Origin of the sequence: Haemophilus paracuniculus (assembly GCF_002015115.1) — a bacterium.
Classification (GTDB): domain Bacteria; phylum Pseudomonadota; class Gammaproteobacteria; order Enterobacterales; family Pasteurellaceae; genus Haemophilus_E; species Haemophilus_E paracuniculus.
The window spans coordinates 14,322-33,658 of record NZ_MUYA01000018.1 but is presented as its reverse complement, the minus strand read 5'-3'; the positions used below and the strand labels follow the sequence as shown (position 1 = coordinate 33,658).

The following is a 19,337-nucleotide window of genomic DNA, read 5'->3' as shown; positions in this document are numbered from 1 at the left end:
ACTGAGCTAATCGCCCACTCGCAACGAAAAATCTACTGAAATTTCGTTTTTAATCAAACTTATACAACGAAAGCACTTGGATTATGGTGGGCGATACCGGTCTCGAACCAGTGACCCCCTCCTTGTAAGGGAGGTGCTCTCCCAACTGAGCTAATCGCCCCAGTTGCGTAACGTTGCGAGGGGGCATTATAGGGATTTAAAATTTCTCGTCAAACGCTTTTTGCAAAAATCCGCTTGTTCGGCGAAAAAATCGCCCAAAATAGCGATTTTCCTCAAATGATCGCCTCAAATCCTGTCAAATTCATAGTAGAATAGCGGTATCTTTTTCTCGAAAAAATACCAATAGGCAATTATGAAAATCGAAAATCTTTTCCCTCTTGACCCGAATGTCAAAGTCAGAACCCGTTTTGCCCCAAGCCCGACGGGCTATTTACACGTTGGTGGTGCGAGAACCGCTCTCTACTCGTGGCTCTATGCGAAACACAATCAAGGCGAATTTGTGTTACGCATTGAAGATACTGACCTCGAACGTTCCACCCCCGAAGCCACAGCTGCCATTTTAGAGGGTATGGAATGGCTCAATTTAGCGTGGGAACACGGCCCTTACTACCAAACCAAGCGTTTTGATCGCTACAATCAAGTGATCGACCAAATGATCGAACAAGGCTTGGCTTACCGTTGCTACTGCTCAAAAGAGCGTTTGGAAGAATTACGCAACCAACAAGAAGCCAACAAAGAAAAACCTCGCTACGACCGCCATTGCTTAGGCGATCACGCTCACTCACCAGACGAACCGCACGTTGTGCGTTTCAAAAATCCACAAGAAGGTTCAGTAGTGTTTGATGACGCAGTGCGTGGACGCATCGAAATCAGCAACAGCGAATTAGACGATTTGATTATCCGCCGCACGGACGGCTCGCCAACCTATAACTTCTGCGTAGTGGTGGACGACTGGGATATGGGCATCACCCACGTTGTGCGTGGCGAAGATCACATCAACAACACCCCTCGCCAAATCAACATTCTCAAAGCCTTAGGCGCGCCAATCCCCGTTTACGCCCACGTTTCAATGATCCTCGGCGATGACGGTCAAAAATTATCCAAACGCCACGGGGCTGTCGGCGTAATGCAATATCGTGATGACGGTTATTTGCCCGAAGCACTAATTAACTACCTCGTCCGCCTAGGCTGGGGACACGGCGACCAAGAAATTTTCTCACGCCAAGAAATGATCGAATTGTTCGATTTAGAATCGGTCAGCAAATCAGCCAGTGCGTTTAACACCGAAAAATTGCAATGGTTGAACCAGCACTACATTCGCACCCTCGATCCAAACTATGTGGCAAGCTACCTCGAATGGCACTTGAACGATCAAGGCATTGCCTACCAAAACAGCGGGGTAAACCTTGCCGAAGTGGTAACCGTGTTGGGCGAACGTTGCAAAACCTTGAAAGAAATGGCGGCTGCAAGCGGTTACTTCTTCCAAGAATTTGACGCTTACGATGAAAAAGCGGTGGCGAAAAACTTCAAACCCGAAGCCATCGCCCCCCTTGCAAAACTTTCAGAAAAACTAACCGCTTTAAACGATTGGACAGTAGAAAATATCCACCACGCAATGAACCAAACCGCCGAAGAACTTGAAATCGGAATGGGGAAAGTGGGAATGCCATTCCGCCTTGCGGTGACAGGCTCGGGGCAATCGCCATCAATGGACATCACTGCCAAAATTGTCGGCAAAGAACGCACCCTAGCACGCCTTGATCGAGCGATTAAGTTTATTCAAAACTTATAAATAAAAATCTCTGCCTAAAATTATAATAACTAAAGGCAGAGATTTTTTATATAAATTACATTTCTTCAATTTCAACTTTTTCCAGCTCAGGGGGATTGTCGCACAACCAGTTAGCGAGGCGAGCATAATCGGCGATGCTCAAATTTTCCGCACGGGCGTTGAGGTCGATGCCTAGATTTTCCAACTGTTCTGGCGAGAACAGGGTGGAAAGGGCGTTGCGTAAGGTTTTACGGCGTTGGTTAAAGGCGTGGGTGGTTACTCGGTTCAGCCAGTAAACATCTTTCACAGGGTGCGGCAAAGTGGTGTGTGGCACGAGGCGAACCACCGCAGAATCCACTTTCGGGGCAGGTTTGAATGCCGTTGGTGGCACTTCTAGCACGGGCATTACTTGGCAGTAGTATTGCGCCATAATGGTTAAACGCCCGTAAGCCTTGCTGTTCGGGGCAGCACAAAGGCGTTTTACCACCTCTTTTTGCAACATAAAGTGCATATCTTGAATCAAATCGTGGAATTTGAACAGGTGGAACATCAAGGGGGTGGAAATGTTGTAAGGCAAGTTGCCGAACACACGAACCCCTTGATCTTCGCCGAGATTCAGGCTTTCAAAATATTCACGGAAATTAAAACGCAATGCATCTTGTTCGATCACGGTTAATTTTTGGTGCAAAAATGGGTGGTGGCGTAAACGTTCGGCGAGATCTCGGTCGAGTTCCACCACCGTCAAGCGGTCGATTTTTTCCGCCACGGGTTCGGTTAAAGCGCCCAAGCCTGGCCCGATTTCCAATAAAAATTGTCCGTTTTTCGGGTTGATTGCCGCCACGATATTGTGGATCACATTCATATCGTGCAAGAAGTTTTGCCCGAAGCGTTTACGGGCGGTATGACCTAAATGTTTTTTGGAATTGATGCTCATTGTTATCCTTTATTTTTCTGATTTGAAATAACGAAAGAACCCCGCAGCGCGAGGTTCTTGATGAAATGAAAGTTAGCGGTTAATCCACATATTTGATTTCAGCCGTTCTTCTTAATGCTTTGACCCAGTTTTTTGAGGCTTCGAGGGCTTGTTTATTCACAATTTGCTCATAGGCTTTTTGGTAGTAAGCATCTTCGGTGCGATCCGCTTGGCGGGTGTCGGTTACTTTTAAAATGTGCCAGCCAAATTGTGATCTGAACGGGGTAGAAATTTGATCTTTTTTCGCTTTTCTCGCCACGTTAGCAAAGGCAGGATCATAAACTTCCAAGAAGTTCCAACCTAAATCGCCACCGTCAGCCCCCGAGGCGTAATCCACCGAGTTTTGTTCCGCCGCTTGTTCAAAGGTGATTTTGCCCGCTTTGATGTCCGCCACGATTTGATCTAATTTCGCTTTGGCTTGTTTATCGTTTAGCACAGGGTTGGTTTTGATTAAAATGTGGCTCACACGGTGTTGCAAGCCTGTAACCGTTTTTAACTTACCGCTTGATTTGGCTTTGTTGAGCAAATCTTGGGCGGTTTGATCCACCGCTTCACGTTCTACTTTAATCGTTTTACCGATAGTCGCTTGTTTTACGCCTTCCATTAGCATTTGTTGGGCGATTTGTTGGCGGTATTGGTTGAGGGTAATCCCTTGATAATCAAGGGCATCGAGTAATTGACCATAAGTTAAGCCGTTGCGAGCGGCGATGTCTTCAATCGCACGATCCACTTGGGCATAATTCACTTGCACGCCTGATTCTTTAATCGCTTTTTGCACGAGGGTGTTATCAATAATTTGTTCCAAGGCTGCTTTGCGATTGGCGGCAGTGTTGGCTTTTTTGCCGAGCATTTGTTGCACTTGGCTTGCCATAATCGGCGCCCCATTCACGGTGGCGACCACACGCTCTTCAAAGGCTTGTGCCGAAGTTGAAAAGCCGATTACGGTGGCGAGGGCAACGAATAATGATTTCGCTGAATTAAATTTCATCTGTTTTTCCTTTTGTTATGACGAAAATATCTCGCTCTTAGAGCGAGATCGATTATGAAGGTTCAATAAATTTAGAGAGATTGAATTTTCTTAATCACATTGCTGGTGGAACAGCCGTTTTCAAAATTCAACACACGCACTTCGCCGCCATTTTCCCAAACTTCACGGCTACCTGCAATATCCTCTGGTTTATAATCGCCACCTTTGACCAACAGGTCTGGCAAGATTTCGCTAATCAAGCGTTGTGGGGTATCTTCCTCAAACGGCACAACCCAATCCACCGAAGCCAAGCCCGCCAACACCGCCATTCGAGCGTCTAAATCGTTGATTGGACGAGTTTCGCCTTTTAAGCGTTTGACGGACGCATCGCTGTTCACCGCCACGATTAAACGATCCCCCAATTTACGGGCGTTTTCCAAATAGGAAACGTGGCCGGGGTGCAAAATATCAAAACAGCCATTGGTCATCACGATTTTCTCGCCACGCTGTTTGGCTTGGGCGATAGTGCGTTTTAATTCGTCCTCGCCCATAATGCCGAAGCCCGTTTCATTGCGTTGATGAATGGCGTTTTCCAGTTCCGTTGGGGTAATGGTTGAAGTGCCAAGTTTCCCCACTACCACACCTGCCGCCGCATTGGCAAGGTAGCAGGCTTCTTCATAAGGGCGACCGTCTGCAATCGCCGTGGCAAGCACGCTGATTACCGTATCGCCCGCCCCCGTTACATCATAAACCTCTTTGGCTTGGGTCGGTAAATGGAAAGCGGGTTGATTTGGGCGAATTAAAGTCATTCCTTTTTCGGAACGGGTAACAAGCAAGGCGGTTAAATCATAATCGGCGATCATTTTTAACCCTTTCGCCACGATTTCATCATCATCTTTGCAACTGCCCGCCACCGCTTCAAATTCCGCCATATTTGGGGTCAATAAAGTCGCCCCACGGTAGCGTTCAAAATCCGTGCCTTTCGGGTCGATCAGCACTGGCACATTCGCTTGGCGAGCGATTTGGATCATTTGCTGCACACTATCCAACGTCCCTTTGCCGTAATCGGACAAAATCAACGCCCCGTAAGCGGTAATTTCCGCCTTTAATTTAGCGAGTAGCGAACTGCTATCCACATTGTGAAAACCTTCCTCAAAATCCAAACGCAACAACTGTTGGTGGCGAGAAAGAATCCGCAATTTGGTAATGGTCGGGTGGGAATCTAACGCTACGCAATGATTTTGAATTTGGTGGGCGTTCAACAATTTATCGAGTGCCGAACCCGCATCATCTTGCCCGATCAAGCCGTGCAACGCCACAGGCACATTGAGACTGGCGATATTCATCGCCACGTTCGCCGCACCGCCAGCACGTTCTTCAATCTCTTGCACCTTAACCACTGGCACAGGGGCTTCGGGGGAAATGCGGTTGGTTGCCCCGAACCAGTAGCGGTCGAGCATCACATCGCCAAGCACCAACACTTTGGCGTTTTCAAATTTAGGGGAATAGTGCATCATTTCTCGTTCTCTCAAAGATGAATTGCAAGGGCAAGCGGGTAGATAGCGTAAAATTTTTAAAAATCTACCCGCTTGTAAAGGCTTATTTACGGTTTTTCTTAATAAACTTCATCAAGCGTTTGCGTTTGCGAAGTTGGCTTGGGGTGAGTTTATTTTTCTTGCCAGCAAACGGATTGTTGCCCTCTTGGAATTGAATCCGAATCGGCGAGCCGATAATTTTCAAACTCTTGCGGAAATAGTTGGAAAGATAGCGTTTGTAGCTGTCCGCCAATTTTTCCACCTGATTGCCGTGAATCACAATGATCGGCGGATTGTAACCACCGGGGTGAGCATATTTCAACTTCACACGGCGGCCATTGACCAACGGTGGCTGATGTTCGTCCGCCGCCATTTGCAGAATACGCGTGAGCATTGAGGTGGAACATTTTTTAGTCGCACATTCGTAGGCTTCTTTTACCGAATCAAACAGATTGCCCACGCCACTGCCGTGCAAAGCGGAAATAAAATGCACACGGGCGAAATCAATAAAATCTAAACGGCGATCCAGCTCGGATTTGATCTGATCTTTCACGTCTTGGCTCAAACCGTCCCATTTATTGACCACGATCACGAGCGATCTGCCTGCGTTGAGAATAAAGCCGAGTAGCGACAGATCCTGATCGGAAATCCCCTCACGGGCATCAATCGTGAGCAACACCACATTGGCATCTTGAATCGCTTGCAAGGTTTTGATTACCGAGAATTTTTCCACCGCCAAATGCACCTTACCACGCTTCCGCACCCCTGCGGTGTCGATGATGGTGTAGTGCTGACCGTCTCTTTCCATTGGAATGTAGATCGAATCACGGGTCGTGCCAGGCATATCGTAAACCACCACTCGCTCTTCGCCTAAAATGCGGTTGGTGAGGGTGGATTTCCCCACATTCGGGCGACCAACAATCGCAATTTTGATGTTTTTTTCGGTTTCTTCTTCATTTTCTTCGGCGAGGGCTTCATCAATTAACGCCGTATCTTCTTCGTTGTTGAAGTCGAAATCCGTATCCCATTCGTCTTGCTCTTGATTAGGATCGAGGCTTTCCGCTTCGTTCGTTTCTTCCTGCTCGCTCTCTAATTTTTCCGCGAGTGGGGCAAGCACTTGCTCAATCAGTTGGGTAACGCCACGCCCTTGTGCCGCCGCGATTTGTTCCACTTCGCCCAAGCCTAATTGATAAAATTCAGCACAATGGGAATCGGCATCGATGCCGTCCGTTTTATTCGCCACCAACACGGTGGTTTTCTCACGTTGGCGAAGATATTGGGCGATCCCCACATCCGCTGGCACTAAGCCTGCACGGGCATCCACCAAAAACAGCACTACGTCCGCTTCTTCAATCGCGAGAAGCGACTGTTCCGCCATTTTTTCTTCCACGCCCTCTTCCGTACCGTCAATACCGCCGGTGTCGATCACGATAAAATCGTGCCCAGCGATATTCGCGTGTCCATATTTACGATCGCGGGTTAAACCCGGAAAATCCGCCACCAACGCATCACGGGTGCGGGTCAAGCGGTTAAATAGGGTTGATTTCCCCACATTCGGTCTGCCAACAAGGGCAACAACAGGTGTCATCTTAAAAACCTCTTTTAATTCAATAATTGCCCTCTTTCTGAATGGGGCAAAATGGGGGGTATTATAGCGGAAAAATAGGGCGGGCGGAAATGGGCGGATTTCAAAAGTCTCATTGAGCGGTTTCGTCAATTTCAAGGTCAATTTGTACTGTTCGAGCTGACGAAGTCAGCGAGTTTACAAATTGACCGCAGAAATTAGAAACACGCGAAACAAAGCAAAATGCTCAGGGTCGCCTTTCTTTTTGGTTACTTTTTCTTTAGCGAAGCAAAGAAAAAGTAACATAACTCAAACAAGGGGTAGGATTTTTGAAAATTTCGCATTACCGATAAACTCAACGCATATGAAATTTTCCAAAATCCTATCCCTTGTAACGAAAAAAAGGCAACTCAACGAGTTGCCTTTTGCTTTCCGATCAAAACTAAAAAGATAAAAAGAAACCCACGGAAACCGTGGGCAAAACCTTTTGTTCTAATTCCGGAGGTGTGAATCACTGTTTTATAAAAGGAGACAAATAAAACAAGAACAAAAGTAAAATTAAAGGAAATTGTTGGCTCCTCCTGCGGGACTCGAACCTGCGACATATGGATTAACAGTCCACCGTTCTACCGACTGAACTAAGGAGGAATAACTTGGTGCGTATATTAGGCTAAAACGTTTTAGCTGTCAAATTCCCCACCAACGGAAAGGGCATTTTTTACACTAAATTATGCTTTTATATTTTCTTTACAAAATAGACATAAATAAAAAAATTCCCTCGTGTGAGGGAATTTTTCAGGATAATTAGCCTTTATATTTTTGGAACACTAAGCAAGCGTTCGTGCCACCGAAACCGAAGCTGTTAGACATTACAGTCGTCAGTGGTTTGTCTTGGCGTTCGGTAACGATATTTAAGCCTTTCGCTTGTTCGTCTAATTCTTCGATGTTGATGCTTGGGGCGATGAAATCATTATCTAACATCAATAATGAGTAGATCGCTTCCTGCGCACCTGCCGCACCGAGCGAGTGTCCCGTCATTGATTTGGTTGAAGAAATCGCTGGGGTTTTATCGCCGAATACGTTGCGGATCGCCCCCAACTCTTTCACATCGCCCACTGGGGTTGAAGTACCGTGTACGTTGATGTATTCAATTTCGCCGTTTACAGTTGCCATTGCTTGTCTCATACAACGCTCTGCACCTTCGCCGCTTGGGGCAACCATATCGTAACCGTCTGAGGTTGCACCGTAGCCGACTAATTCCGCATAGATTTTCGCACCGCGAGCGAGGGCGTGTTCTAATTCTTCCACCACCACAACGGCACCGCCGCCTGCGATCACGAAGCCATCACGGTTCGCATCGTAAGCACGCGAGGCTTTGGTTGGTGTGTCGTTATATTTGGTTGAAACCGCACCCATTGCGTCAAATTCAGTGGCACATTCCCACGATAATTCTTCCGCACCGCCGGCGAAAACCACATCTTGTTTGCCGAGTTGGATCAATTCCATTGCGTGCCCGATACAGTGAGCCGAGGTCGCACACGCCGAGCTGATTGAGTAGTTTACCCCACGGATTTTATAAGGGGTTGCCAAACACGCCGAAACGCTTGACGCCATTGTTTTGGTAACGGCGTAAGGCCCGATCCCTTTCACGCCACGCGGGCCACGCACCGCATCGCACGCCACTAATTGACTGTGGGCTGAACCTGTCCCCGCCCCGATCACTAAGCCCGTGCGGTCGTTAGAAACTTGATCTTCGGTTAAGCCAGAATCTTCAATCGCCTCTTTCATAGAGAGATAAGCGTAAGCCGCCGCATCGCCCATAAAGCGGTAGATTTTGCGGTCGATTAACTCGGCAGGGTTGAGTTTGATCGTGCCTGCGATGTGGCTACGCATTCCCATTTCGATAAATTCAGGCACGGTTTCAATGCCCGATTTGCCCGCTTTGAGTGAGGCTAAAACTTCTTCTTTGTTGTTTCCGATACTTGAAACAATGCCTAAGCCTGTGATAACAACTCTTTTCATTGGTTTGATTCCTATATTTCAATGTGAAAAAATTAAATCTAGCTTACAGGTGTTCGCTCAAATAAGCTAGTAAAAATGTGTTTATTTTAGCGTTAAAAGGCGATTTTTGGCAGAGGTCGGAACAGCTTAACCGTGATTTCCCACACTTTTTGTGGATTTTCCGCCCAAATCGCCTTACTCAAAAATTTTGTGTAAAAAGACCGCTTGCAAGCGGTCTGATTTTAGAAAATTTTACTCTTCGCTTGGTGCGGAAAAGCGTTCGATTCTCGCCCCGATGCCACGCAATTTTTCTTCGATGCGTTCGTAGCCACGGTCGATGTGGTAAATGCGATCCACAATGGTTTCGCCGTTGGCGATACAGCCTGCTAACACAAGGCTGATTGACGCACGTAAGTCCGTTGCCATTACTTCGGCGTGGGAAAGGCGTTCTACCCCGTGGCAAATAGCGGTGTTGCCCTCGATTTCTGCTTTCGCACCCATACGGATAAGCTCTGGGATGTGCATAAAGCGGTTTTCAAAGATCGTTTCAGTGATTTTGCTCGTGCCTTCGGCAACCACGTTTAACAGGGTAAATTGTGCCTGCATATCGGTTGGGAAACCAGGGTGTGGCATTGTGCGGATATTGACCGCTTTCGGGCGTAAGCCGAGGGAATCAAGGGTAATGGTGTCTTCGGTAACGTCCACTTGCATTCCTGCTTCACGCAATTTTTCGATCACGGCATCAAGGGTATCGGCTTTTGTGCCACGGCAAGTAATGCGACCGCCTGAAATCGCTGCCGCTACGAGGAAAGTTCCCGTTTCGATACGGTCTGGCACGATACGATGTTCACAACCGCCCAAGCGTTCCACGCCCTCAATCGTGATCACATCAGACCCCGCCCCTGAAATTTTTGCCCCCATTTTGTTGAGGAACACGGCGGTGTCCACCACTTCTGGCTCGCGTGCCGCATTTTCGATCACGGTTGTGCCGTTCGCTAATGTACCTGCCATCATTACCGATAAAGTCGCGCCTACGCTCACTTTATCCATCAACACTCTCGCCCCACGCAAGCGACCGTTCACGGTGGCTTTCACATAGCCCTCGTCAAGCTCAATGGTCGCCCCCATTTTTTCTAAGCCAGCGATGTGCATATCCACTGGTCTCGCCCCGATGGTGCAGCCACCTGGTAATGAAACTTGTCCTGTGTGGAAGCGAGTGAGCAACGGTGCTAACGCCCAAATTGAGGCACGCATTGTTTTTACTAATTCGTAAGGGGCAACGAAATGGTTGATTTTGCTGGCGTCAATTTGCACCGCACCGCTCGCATCACGTTCCACCACCACGCCTAATTGGCGTAAGATTTTGAAGGTGGTATCAACGTCTTTCAATTCAGGCACGTTGGTTAAGGTAACAGGTTCTTCGGCAAGAATCGCCGCAAAAAGAATTGGTAGAGCGGCATTTTTCGCCCCAGAAATATCAACCGTTCCACTCAATGTGAAAGGGCCGTGAACACGGAATTTTTCCATTCTAAATCCTTAATAAATTTGAGAACCGCCTGCAAGCGGTCGGTTTTATGAAAATTTTGCGAAATCTACCCGCTTGTAACGGGATTTTGCCGAATTAAAGGTTATTGAGCAGACGCTCAGTTTTCCATTTTTCGGTGCTAAACACTTTGATGGTTAAAGCGTGAATCGCATTGGTAGCAAAAAGATCTGCCAACGGGGCGTAAACGGCTTGCTGCTGTTTAACACGCGATAATTCAGCGAGGCTATCACTCACCACAATGACGCCGTAATGAGAACCATCGCCCTGTGCGTGAACTTCTGCCACATCGGCTAAGGCTTGTTTGAGGATTTCTTCAATTTGTTGAGGTTGCATTGATCATTCCTATTGCGTTGTACACTGTTTTTCACAAACCAAAAATTGCGAAAGCCACTCGTCTAGATCATAAAGATCAGCAAGGGTTTTCACCATTTCTGGCGTATTGATTAAGCAGTTTTCGGTTTGCTGTTGATAAAAATGAAGTAATTCAGCCAATAAAGTAAAGCCTGCGGAATCTACTTGTTCAAGCTGTTTGAGATCCCAATAAATATGTTGATTGCCCTTCGGCGATAAAAAAGAAGCACGTTGCTTCCATAACGGAAGCAACGTGTCTTTGGTTAATTCGCCAGACAATTTCACAAACAGACTTTCATTATTTTGCTGAATGTCCCATTGTAATGTTTTTTGTGGCTTCATAAAACAGATTATTTACCTAATGTGATTGGCTGTTTTGCAGATTGTGCAACTTGTGCAGTTAAAGCATCAATACCTTGCTGACGTAAGATACTGCTCCACTCGTTTTGTTTGGTTGCAACCATACTTACACCTTCAGCCGCCATATCATAAGCCTGCCATTCGCCTGTTTTGCTGTTTTTACGCCATTTGAAGTCAAGTTTAATTGGGGCTGCTGAACCTGATGATAACACATTGACACGAATGCTCACGATAGATTTACCATCAACAGGTTTTTCGCTTTCGATCTGCACTTGCTGATCTTTATATTGAGTTAAAATTTGTGCATAAGATTGTTCAATAAATTGACCAAATGCGTTAAAGAATTTTTCACGCTGTGCTTCTGAAGCAGAAGACAACGCTTTACCTAACACTAATTGACCTGCGTATTTAACGTGAACATAAGGCATTAAATCTTTACGCACGATAGAACGTAAAGTCTCTGGATTTGAACGGATAGCCGCTTGATTTGCTTTAATATCGCCAAATAATTTATCTGCGGTTTGTTGCATTAAGGCATAAGGACTGGTTTCCGCAAAAGATTGAGTTGAGAAAAATGCAGAAATTGCCACTAAGCTTGTTGCAATGATTTTTTTGATGTTTTTTAACATTATTAAACTCCATAAGGCACGTTGGAACGCACCGAGTTGATGTTTAGAGGTAAACGGCTGTTTACCCGATTATTTTGCCTCTGGTTTATCGCCTTCGGCTTTTGGTTCGTCAGTTTTATCCGATTTTTTATCGCCGTATAAGAACTGTCCGACTAAATCTTCTAACACCATTGCGGAATTAGTATCCACAAAAGTATCACCATTTTTTAGCATTGCGGTTTCGCCTTCGATCGAAAATCCAACATTCAATGCAATATATTGTTCGCCGAGTAAGCCTGAGGTTTTGATCGAAAGTGAGCTGGTATCTGGGATCTGATCATAGCTTTGATTGATTGCCATACTCACTTTTGGCGAGTAAGTTTTTGGATCAAGCTGAATATCAGACACTCGTCCAATTACCACACCGCCCACCTTAATCGGCGCACGGACTTTTAGTCCACCGATATTGTCGAAAGTTGCGTAAAGAGTGTAAGTTTTTTCTGAAGAAAACCCTTGCACATTTGCCACTCGCAATCCTAAGAAAACCAATGCTCCCAAGCCGATTAACACAAATAATCCGACCCAAAATTCATATTTAATTGATTGACGCATCGCCACTCCTAAATGTAAAGAATGAATAAATTGCTCTTACAAGCGGTCAGTTCCGCTCAAATTTCAAGGCAGTTTATTCCGCTGTTTTAACCGCCGAACATTATCGCCGTTAAAATAAAATCTAAGCCCAACACCGCTAAGGAAGCGTTCACCACGGTTTTGGTGGTGGCTTGGCTAATCCCCTCTGAGGTTGGCATTGCATCATAACCATTGAATAATGCAATCCAGACCACTGCAAAGGCAAAGGCAAGGCTTTTAATGAAACCGTTGATCAAATCGCTGATCGTTACTGAATTTTGCATTACCGACCAAAAACTGCCTTCGTCCACACCTTTCCATTCCACGCCGACCAACATTCCGCCCCAAATACCAATCGCAGTAAAAATCACCGCCAAAATCGGCATTGCAATCACGCCTGCCCAAAAGCGAGGGGCGATAATCCGTCTTAACGGATCAACCGCCATCATTTCGAGGCTGGATAACTGCTCGGTGGCTTTCATTAAACCGATTTCGGCGGTTAAAGCCGAGCCCGCTCGCCCTGCAAATAAAAGGGCGGTAACCACAGGGCCTAATTCACGCAGTAACGACAGGGAAACCAACTGCCCCAAATTCATCTCTGCTGAAAAATTAACCAGAACCACATAACCTTGCAAGCCGAGTACCATTCCGATAAACAAGCCCGACAGCATAATAATCAGTAACGACTGCACCCCAAGCACATAAAGCTGTTTGATCAACAACGGGCTATGCTTGCGGAATTGTGGTTTGCCAACCAGCGATCCCCATAACATTAAGCTCGCCCGACCGCAGGATCGCACCGCTTGTATCACGGAAGAACCGAGATGATTGATGAACTTAATCACGAAATAATTCCTCTGTATAAGGTTGTGCAGGATAGTGGAACCGCACTGGCCCGTCTGATTTGCCCGCCAAGAATTGCACCACTTGCGGATCTTGACTGGCTCGCAACATTTCTGGCGTGCCTTCGGCGATGATCCGTTTATCCGCCACAATGTAGGCGTAATCGGCAATGCTCAACACTTCGGTAACATCGTGAGACACCACAATCGAGGTTAAATTCAAGGCTTGATTTAACTTGCGGATCAGTTCCACAATCACGCCCATACTGATCGGATCTTGCCCCGTAAACGGCTCATCATACATAATCAGATCGGGATCAAGTGCCACCGCCCTTGCTAACGCCGCACGGCGAGCCATTCCGCCCGATAATTCAGACGGCATTAAATCTGCCGCACCACGCAATCCGACCGCTTCCAATTTCATCAGCACTAATTTTTTAATCAGCGGTTCAGGCAAATCGGTATGTTCACGCAAGGGGAAAGCGACATTATCGAAAGTGGATAAATCGGTAAATAACGCCCCCGATTGAAACAACATACCCATTCGCTGACGGATCTCATACAATGCCTTATTTGAGGCGGTGCAAACATCTTGCCCGTCAAATAAAATTTCGCCAGACTCAGGCAAAATTTGCCCGCCGATAAGCCGTAATAAAGTCGTCTTACCAATGCCCGATGGCCCCATAATCGCAGTAACCTTTCCTCTCTGCACCCGCAGATTTAGGTTGTCGTAAATCACCCGTTCCCCTCGTTTAAAGGTCAAGTTCTTCACTTCAACCAAATTTTCAGTATTACCCATTCGATTTTCTTTGGTTAGGAATAAAAAATAAAGTCGCCATACTCTACGAACTTGGCGATAAAGTCAAAGGCTTTTAATTATTTGACAAAAAAATAGACAAACCACCCGCTTGCACGGGTAGTTTTTTCAGTTTTAGTCAAGGAATGTGAATTAGGCTTTGGCTAATTTCGTCCAGTTATAATAACCGTAAATCGCATTGAGCAAATAGGAGAAATACATAATATACATTGACGGATTTTCCGCCCAAAGCACGATAGAAAGGATATTCAGCACAATCCACAACACCCATTGCTCACGGTAACGCAACAACATCAAGCCTTGTGCCGCCACTACAATAATGGTGGTTAAACCGTCTAAGCCCGTTGAACTACCGCCCGCCATATTGAGAGCTTGCACAAACAGCAACGTGCCGACCGCCACAAACGCCAACAACGCAATCCAGCCTTTGAGGGAAAGGGATTTAGCGATCACCGCCTCAGCCCCTTGTGCCTGCTGCATATTCTGTTTCCAAAGGAAATAGCCGATAAATTGAGCAGGAATATAAACGTAAAGAGTGGTATTCATCTCGCCGAGATAATTCGCCCCCCACGCCACATAAAAATAGCTATACGCAAAAATCAGCCCGAAGAAATAGTTACTGATTTTGCCTTTACTAATAAACACATTACAAATAATGCCCGAAATCCCCGCAACCATTCCCAAAATGGAATCGGGTGCGTAAATATAAACGCCGATTTGAGCCACAATAAACAAGAAAAGCCACGCCACCTCAAAGGGTTTCCAGCCACTAAACAGCTCTTGTTTAATTTTGTCGAAAGTTAAAACATTCATCGTTTTGCCTCCATATATATTATAAAACAGCGACATTCTACGCCTAAAAGTCAAAAAATGTAAGATATAAATCACATTTTTTAGTAAAAAACCGAATGCAAGGGGTGGGATTTTTGCAAATTTTCTACTTTATACTGCTTCTACCTCAATAAAAAACCCCGTTTTTTCAACGGGGTTTTAAGCGTTTAAACTGATTAAAGATTATTCAATCTCACTTCAATCAAACTTTTTTCTTGGGCTGGGGCGGTGGTAAGGGCTTGTTGGTAAGCACTTTTGGCGGCGGCTTTATCGCCTTTTGCGACCAAAATATCGCCCGTGAGGATTTGCTTTCTTAGCGTCCACGCTTCATCTTGAATTTGCCCTAAGGTTGCCAAGGCATCATCAAATTGGTTGAGTTGGAAATCGACTAACGCCAAACGGAAGCGGATCACTGTTTGTAAAGTGGCGTCCGAGGTCGCTTGCAAACCTTGTTGTAACAAGGTTTTCGCTTTGGCAAAATCGCCTTTTTCTGCGGCTTGTTTGGCCTGATCGAGTTGAGCGAACACCGCATAGCTCGAATCTTTATTTTCGCTGACAAATTTCTCAACAAGCGGTGCGTTTTTGCTTGGATCTTGCGAATAGCTTTCCATTACTTGCTGGTAGGTTGCCGAGGTTTTTTGGGCGTTTTCGAGTTGCGATTTTTGCCAGAAATTCCAGCCAAATGTGGCACCACAAACGGCGATAATCGCGAGTAAAATCGGCGTGCCGTTCGCTTTGAACCAATTTTTTACATCGTTAAATTCTTGTTCTTCGGTTTTGTTGAAATAATCGCTCATTGTTTCCTCTCTTATTTAAAACGAGCTTGAAGTTCGCTGATTAAATTGGCTTGCGACACGGTGATTTGTTCCACTTCGCCGTGCAGATCTTTGATCACTACGTTTTTTTCCGCCACTTCACTTTCGCCTAACACCAGAGCCAATTTCGCCCCTGATTTATCGGCTCGCTTGAATTGCTTTTTGAAGTTGCCGCCACTGCAATGCAACATTGTGCGAAGTTGTGGAAACGCCGAACGCACGTTTTCGGCGAGTTCAAAGGCTTTCGCCGTTGTGCCTTCGCCCGTATGCACCACATAAATATCCACCGCTCTCGGCAGGGCGACCGTTGGGTTCACTTCTTGCACCAACAACACCAAACGCTCTAAGCCCATCGCAAAACCCACGCCTTCGGTGGCGTGTCCGCCCAGTTGCTCGACCAAGCCGTCATAACGACCTCCACCGCAAACCGTGCCTTGCGAACCGAGTGCGGTGGTTACCCATTCAAACACGGTTTTGTTGTAGTAATCCAAGCCACGCACTAATTTTTGGTTGATTTCATATTTCACGCCCATTTGATCCAAAATTTGGCACACTTGGGCGAAGTGATTTTTCGCTTCTTCATCAAGGTAGTCGTGCAATTTCGGAGCGTTGTTTAACACCGCTTGGATTTGCTCATTTTTGGTGTCCAAAATCCGCAATGGGTTAGTGGTTAAACGGCGTTTGCAATCTTCATCTAACACGTCAATATGCTGATTGAGGAACGCTACCAAGGCTTCGTTATATTTTTTGCGTGCGTCAAGGCTACCAATCGAATTGAGTTGCAGGCTAACGTGTTCACGAATACCCAATTTTTCCCACAAGCGGGCGGTTAAGAGGATCAATTCCGCATCGGCTTCGGGGTTGGCAATGCCAAAAATTTCCACGCCTGCTTGGTGGAATTGGCGGTAACGCCCTTTTTGCGGACGCTCGTAGCGGAACATTGGTCCGATATACCACAAACGCTGTTCTTGATTGTAGATCCAACCGTGCTCAATTGCTGCACGCACGCAACCTGCCGTCCCTTCTGGGCGTAGGGTCAGGCTCTCGTCATCGCGATCTTTAAAGGTAAACATCTCTTTGGAAACGATGTCCGTTTCCTCGCCCACACCACGAGCGAATAAGTTAGTCGATTCTAAAATCGGGCTACGAATTTCCGCATAGCCATAGCTCGCAAAGGTTTCACGCACCTGCCCTTCGATCCATTGCCACAAAGGCGAATCCGTTGGCGAAAGGTCGTTCATACCTCGAATTGCTTGAATGGTTTTTGCCATATTTGTATCTCTTAAATGTGTATATGGACGCCAGCGTGGCGTCCCATTCGTAAAAATTCTCGCGGATCTGACCGCTTGTTCCCTCTCTCTGTAAGAAATGCTGAACGCATTTCTTACTGTCTGTCTCTCTCCCATCAATGGGAGAGAGTTTTGATACGACCGCATTTTTAGTTTAGCCCTCTCCCACTTGTGGGAGAGGGACAGATTTTTCTTCGTTAAGAAGAAAAATCAGGGAGAGGGCAAAATTAGATTTGCTCAACCTCAATCCGCTGATGTTGTGCGGCGACTTTGGCTCGGATTTTGGCTTCGAGCTGGTCGATGAGGTTGTCGTTGTCAAAACGCTCTTTTTGGCGAACGCCGTCAAGGTAGTAGCCACTCATTTTGTTGCTACCTGTTACGCCGAGATCCGACACTAAGGCTTCGCCCGGTCCGTTTACTACGCAACCGATGATCGAGACATCCATTGGGGTGATGATGTCTTCGAGGCGTTGTTCGAGGGCGTTTACCGTGCCGATCACATCAAACTCTTGGCGTGAGCAAGTTGGGCAAGCGATAAAGTTGATCCCACGGGAACGAATCCGCAACGATTTCAAAATATCAAAGCCGACTTTCACTTCTTCGACAGGATCTGCCGCCAACGAAACTCGCAAGGTATCGCCGATCCCTTCGGAAAGCAGTAATCCCAAGCCGATTGCTGATTTCACCGCCCCAGCTCTCGCCCCACCGGCTTCGGTGATGCCTAAGTGGATCGGCTGTTTGATCGCTTTCGCCAGCAAGCGGTAAGATTCCACCGCCAAAAACACATCTGAGGCTTTAACGCTCACTTTGAATTGATCGAAATTGAGGCGATCCAAGATCTCAACGTGGCGTAACGCACTTTCGAGCAACGCCTCGGGGGTTGGTTCGCCAAATTTTTCTTGAATATCACGTTCGAGCGAGCCAGCGTTCACGCCAATGCGGATCGGGATATTTTTATCTCTGGCACAATCCACCACCGCACGGATTCGCTCTTCTTTGCCGATATTACCAGGGTTGATCCGCAAGCAATCTACGCCATATTCCGCCACTTTGAGGGCGATGCGGTAGTCAAAATGAATATCCGCCACCAACGGCACATTGACCTGTTGCTTAATCAATTTAAAGGCTTCGGCGGCGTCCATTGTCGGCACGGAAACACGCACAATATCCGCCCCCACACGTTCGAGGGCTTTGATTTGTGCCACCGTGGCTTCCACATCGGTGGTGCGAGTGTTGGTCATCGACTGCACCGCAATCGGGGCATCGCCCCCGACTGGCACTTTTCCTACATAGATTTTAGTCGATTGACGGCGTTTAATTGGGGGTTCTTTTAACATAGCGTTCTATTATTGTGGAAGTTTGATACGAGCCACACGACCATCAATTTTTAATGGCACTTGCTGACCTTTATAGTAAAGTTTCACGTTAGCTGGCGCACCAATCGTTAAGCTATATTGTTGGTTGCCGTTGAAACTTAACACTTCGCCTGAATTGTATAATTTTTCCGCAAGGCGTTTTTTCTTATCGCCACGCACGGTAATCCAGCTTTGGGCGTTGGTAATTTCGATGCGTAATTCATCGTTGTTTGCCGCTGCTGGTTGCTCTGCGGTGGCTTCCGTTGGCTGTTGTAACGCATTTTCCGCCGTTTGAACCGCTTGTTCTGCTTGCGGTTGAGCTTGATTTGCCTGAATTGCGGCTAAATCCGTAACGTTATTCACCACAGGGGCGGTTGGTTCGGCTTTTGGCGGTTCTTGAACAGGTTGAGGTTCTGCTTGAACTGGCTGAACCGCTACGCTGCTTTCAGTCGCCACAGGTTGTGGTTGGATTTCAACCGTGTTAGCGGCTGGCGTATTCGTAGCGGTTTGTTCCGCAGTGGTTTCGCTCACTAGCACTTCACGGCTTTCTTGGTCTTTTTTGTACTCTTGCCACCACCAAGCACCCGTCATTCCAATAATGCCGAGTAGCACCAACACCGAGCCACATTTCAACCAACGTTTTTGCGATTGTTGAGCCACTTTGGCACTCGCCGCCGCTTTTTGCACTTCTTTTGGAATGGTAACTTCGCCGTAGTTTACCGTTGAAACCAAATCTTCTGGCAAACGTAAAAAACGCACATAGTTACGCACATAACCACGCACGAACGCAGGGGCAACATTTTGCAAAATAAAAATATCGTTTTCTAACGATTCAAGATGATTTTTTTTGAGATTGGTTTTCTGCACTACATCATCAAGGCTTAATCCCAAAGATTCGCGTGCCTTTTTGAGTTGTTGTCCGAGAGAGAGAGAATTTTCAGAAATTACATTCGTTGATTCAGTCATTGGTAAGCTCTTTTTAATTGAAAAAAATTAGTCGGAAGTTTAAAGAGATAGACGGCGTTTTGCAATGTTAAAGCGTAAAAAATCCAATGCAAGCGGTTAGATTTCTGAAAATTTCG

General features: G+C 46.5%; 18 protein-coding genes and 2 tRNA genes. 1 reads left to right on the top strand and 19 read right to left on the bottom strand.

Going from position 1 to position 19,337, the window contains the following annotated elements:
• Positions 1-84 precede the first annotated feature (84 nt).
• Positions 85-160, bottom strand: a tRNA-Val gene (locus B0187_RS09360).
• A 192-nt stretch (positions 161-352) separates the two neighbouring features.
• Between B0187_RS09360 and gltX the strand changes: the two genes are divergently transcribed.
• Positions 353-1,792: a glutamate--tRNA ligase gene (gltX, locus tag B0187_RS09355; RefSeq protein ID WP_078237594.1), complete on the top strand. Its 1,440-nt coding sequence runs from the start codon at positions 353-355 to the stop codon at positions 1,790-1,792.
• Positions 1,793-1,847: 55 nt separating this feature from the next.
• On the opposite strand, the gene rsmA is transcribed toward gltX, so the two are convergent.
• From rsmA to B0187_RS09265, 18 genes are all read right to left on the bottom strand, one after another.
• Positions 1,848-2,705 carry a 16S rRNA (adenine(1518)-N(6)/adenine(1519)-N(6))-dimethyltransferase RsmA gene (rsmA, locus tag B0187_RS09350; protein ID WP_078237593.1) on the bottom strand — a complete coding sequence of 286 codons (858 nt, stop codon included), beginning with the start codon at positions 2,703-2,705 and terminating at the stop codon, positions 1,848-1,850.
• Between the two features lie 79 nt (positions 2,706-2,784).
• Positions 2,785-3,732: a peptidylprolyl isomerase gene (locus B0187_RS09345; RefSeq protein WP_078237592.1), complete on the bottom strand. Its 948-nt coding sequence runs from the start codon at positions 3,730-3,732 to the stop codon at positions 2,785-2,787.
• A gap of 71 nt (positions 3,733-3,803) precedes the next feature.
• Positions 3,804-5,228, bottom strand: a complete 1,425-nt coding sequence (gene hldE / locus B0187_RS09340) for a bifunctional D-glycero-beta-D-manno-heptose-7-phosphate kinase/D-glycero-beta-D-manno-heptose 1-phosphate adenylyltransferase HldE (protein ID WP_078237591.1) — start codon at positions 5,226-5,228, stop codon at positions 3,804-3,806.
• 82 nt (positions 5,229-5,310) lie between these two features.
• On the bottom strand, positions 5,311-6,834 hold the full coding sequence (gene der, locus B0187_RS09335; RefSeq protein ID WP_078237590.1) for a ribosome biogenesis GTPase Der: 1,524 nt from the start codon (positions 6,832-6,834) through the stop codon (positions 5,311-5,313).
• Between the two features lie 548 nt (positions 6,835-7,382).
• Positions 7,383-7,458: transfer RNA gene (locus B0187_RS09330), tRNA-Asn, on the bottom strand.
• A gap of 156 nt (positions 7,459-7,614) precedes the next feature.
• Complete coding sequence (gene fabB, locus B0187_RS09325) at positions 7,615-8,832, bottom strand: beta-ketoacyl-ACP synthase I (RefSeq protein WP_078237589.1); 1,218 nt, start codon at positions 8,830-8,832, stop codon at positions 7,615-7,617.
• 231 nt (positions 8,833-9,063) lie between these two features.
• Positions 9,064-10,338, bottom strand: a complete 1,275-nt coding sequence (murA, locus tag B0187_RS09320; protein ID WP_078237588.1) for a UDP-N-acetylglucosamine 1-carboxyvinyltransferase — start codon at positions 10,336-10,338, stop codon at positions 9,064-9,066.
• A 94-nt stretch (positions 10,339-10,432) separates the two neighbouring features.
• The gene (locus tag B0187_RS09315; protein ID WP_078237587.1) at positions 10,433-10,690 is read right to left on the bottom strand and encodes a BolA family protein; all 258 of its coding nucleotides are present in this window, start codon (positions 10,688-10,690) and stop codon (positions 10,433-10,435) included.
• 9 nt (positions 10,691-10,699) lie between these two features.
• Entirely contained in the window at positions 10,700-11,050 is a 351-nt protein-coding gene (locus B0187_RS09310; RefSeq protein ID WP_078237586.1) for an STAS domain-containing protein, read from the bottom strand.
• An 8-nt stretch (positions 11,051-11,058) separates the two neighbouring features.
• Entirely contained in the window at positions 11,059-11,697 is a 639-nt protein-coding gene (gene mlaC / locus B0187_RS09305; RefSeq protein ID WP_078237585.1) for a phospholipid-binding protein MlaC, read from the bottom strand.
• Positions 11,698-11,766: 69 nt separating this feature from the next.
• On the bottom strand, positions 11,767-12,288 hold the full coding sequence (gene mlaD, locus B0187_RS09300; RefSeq protein ID WP_078237584.1) for an outer membrane lipid asymmetry maintenance protein MlaD: 522 nt from the start codon (positions 12,286-12,288) through the stop codon (positions 11,767-11,769).
• 86 nt (positions 12,289-12,374) lie between these two features.
• Complete coding sequence (gene mlaE, locus B0187_RS09295; protein ID WP_078237583.1) at positions 12,375-13,151, bottom strand: lipid asymmetry maintenance ABC transporter permease subunit MlaE; 777 nt, start codon at positions 13,149-13,151, stop codon at positions 12,375-12,377.
• Positions 13,144-13,947, bottom strand: a complete 804-nt coding sequence (gene mlaF / locus B0187_RS09290) for a phospholipid ABC transporter ATP-binding protein MlaF (protein ID WP_078237582.1) — start codon at positions 13,945-13,947, stop codon at positions 13,144-13,146. Before mlaF ends, mlaE begins: the two co-directional genes overlap by 8 nt.
• Positions 13,948-14,097: 150 nt before the next feature.
• Entirely contained in the window at positions 14,098-14,778 is a 681-nt protein-coding gene (gene pnuC, locus B0187_RS09285) for a nicotinamide riboside transporter PnuC (RefSeq protein ID WP_078237581.1), read from the bottom strand.
• 194 nt (positions 14,779-14,972) lie between these two features.
• Complete coding sequence (locus B0187_RS09280; protein WP_078237580.1) at positions 14,973-15,593, bottom strand: YfgM family protein; 621 nt, start codon at positions 15,591-15,593, stop codon at positions 14,973-14,975.
• An 11-nt stretch (positions 15,594-15,604) separates the two neighbouring features.
• A complete protein-coding gene (hisS, locus tag B0187_RS09275; protein WP_078237579.1) occupies positions 15,605-16,882 on the bottom strand; it encodes a histidine--tRNA ligase in 1,278 nt (425 codons plus the stop codon).
• A gap of 245 nt (positions 16,883-17,127) precedes the next feature.
• Positions 17,128-18,237 carry a flavodoxin-dependent (E)-4-hydroxy-3-methylbut-2-enyl-diphosphate synthase gene (ispG, locus tag B0187_RS09270; protein WP_078237578.1) on the bottom strand — a complete coding sequence of 370 codons (1,110 nt, stop codon included), beginning with the start codon at positions 18,235-18,237 and terminating at the stop codon, positions 17,128-17,130.
• A gap of 9 nt (positions 18,238-18,246) precedes the next feature.
• Entirely contained in the window at positions 18,247-19,221 is a 975-nt protein-coding gene (locus tag B0187_RS09265) for a RodZ domain-containing protein (RefSeq protein ID WP_078237577.1), read from the bottom strand.
• Positions 19,222-19,337: the final 116 nt, after the last annotated feature.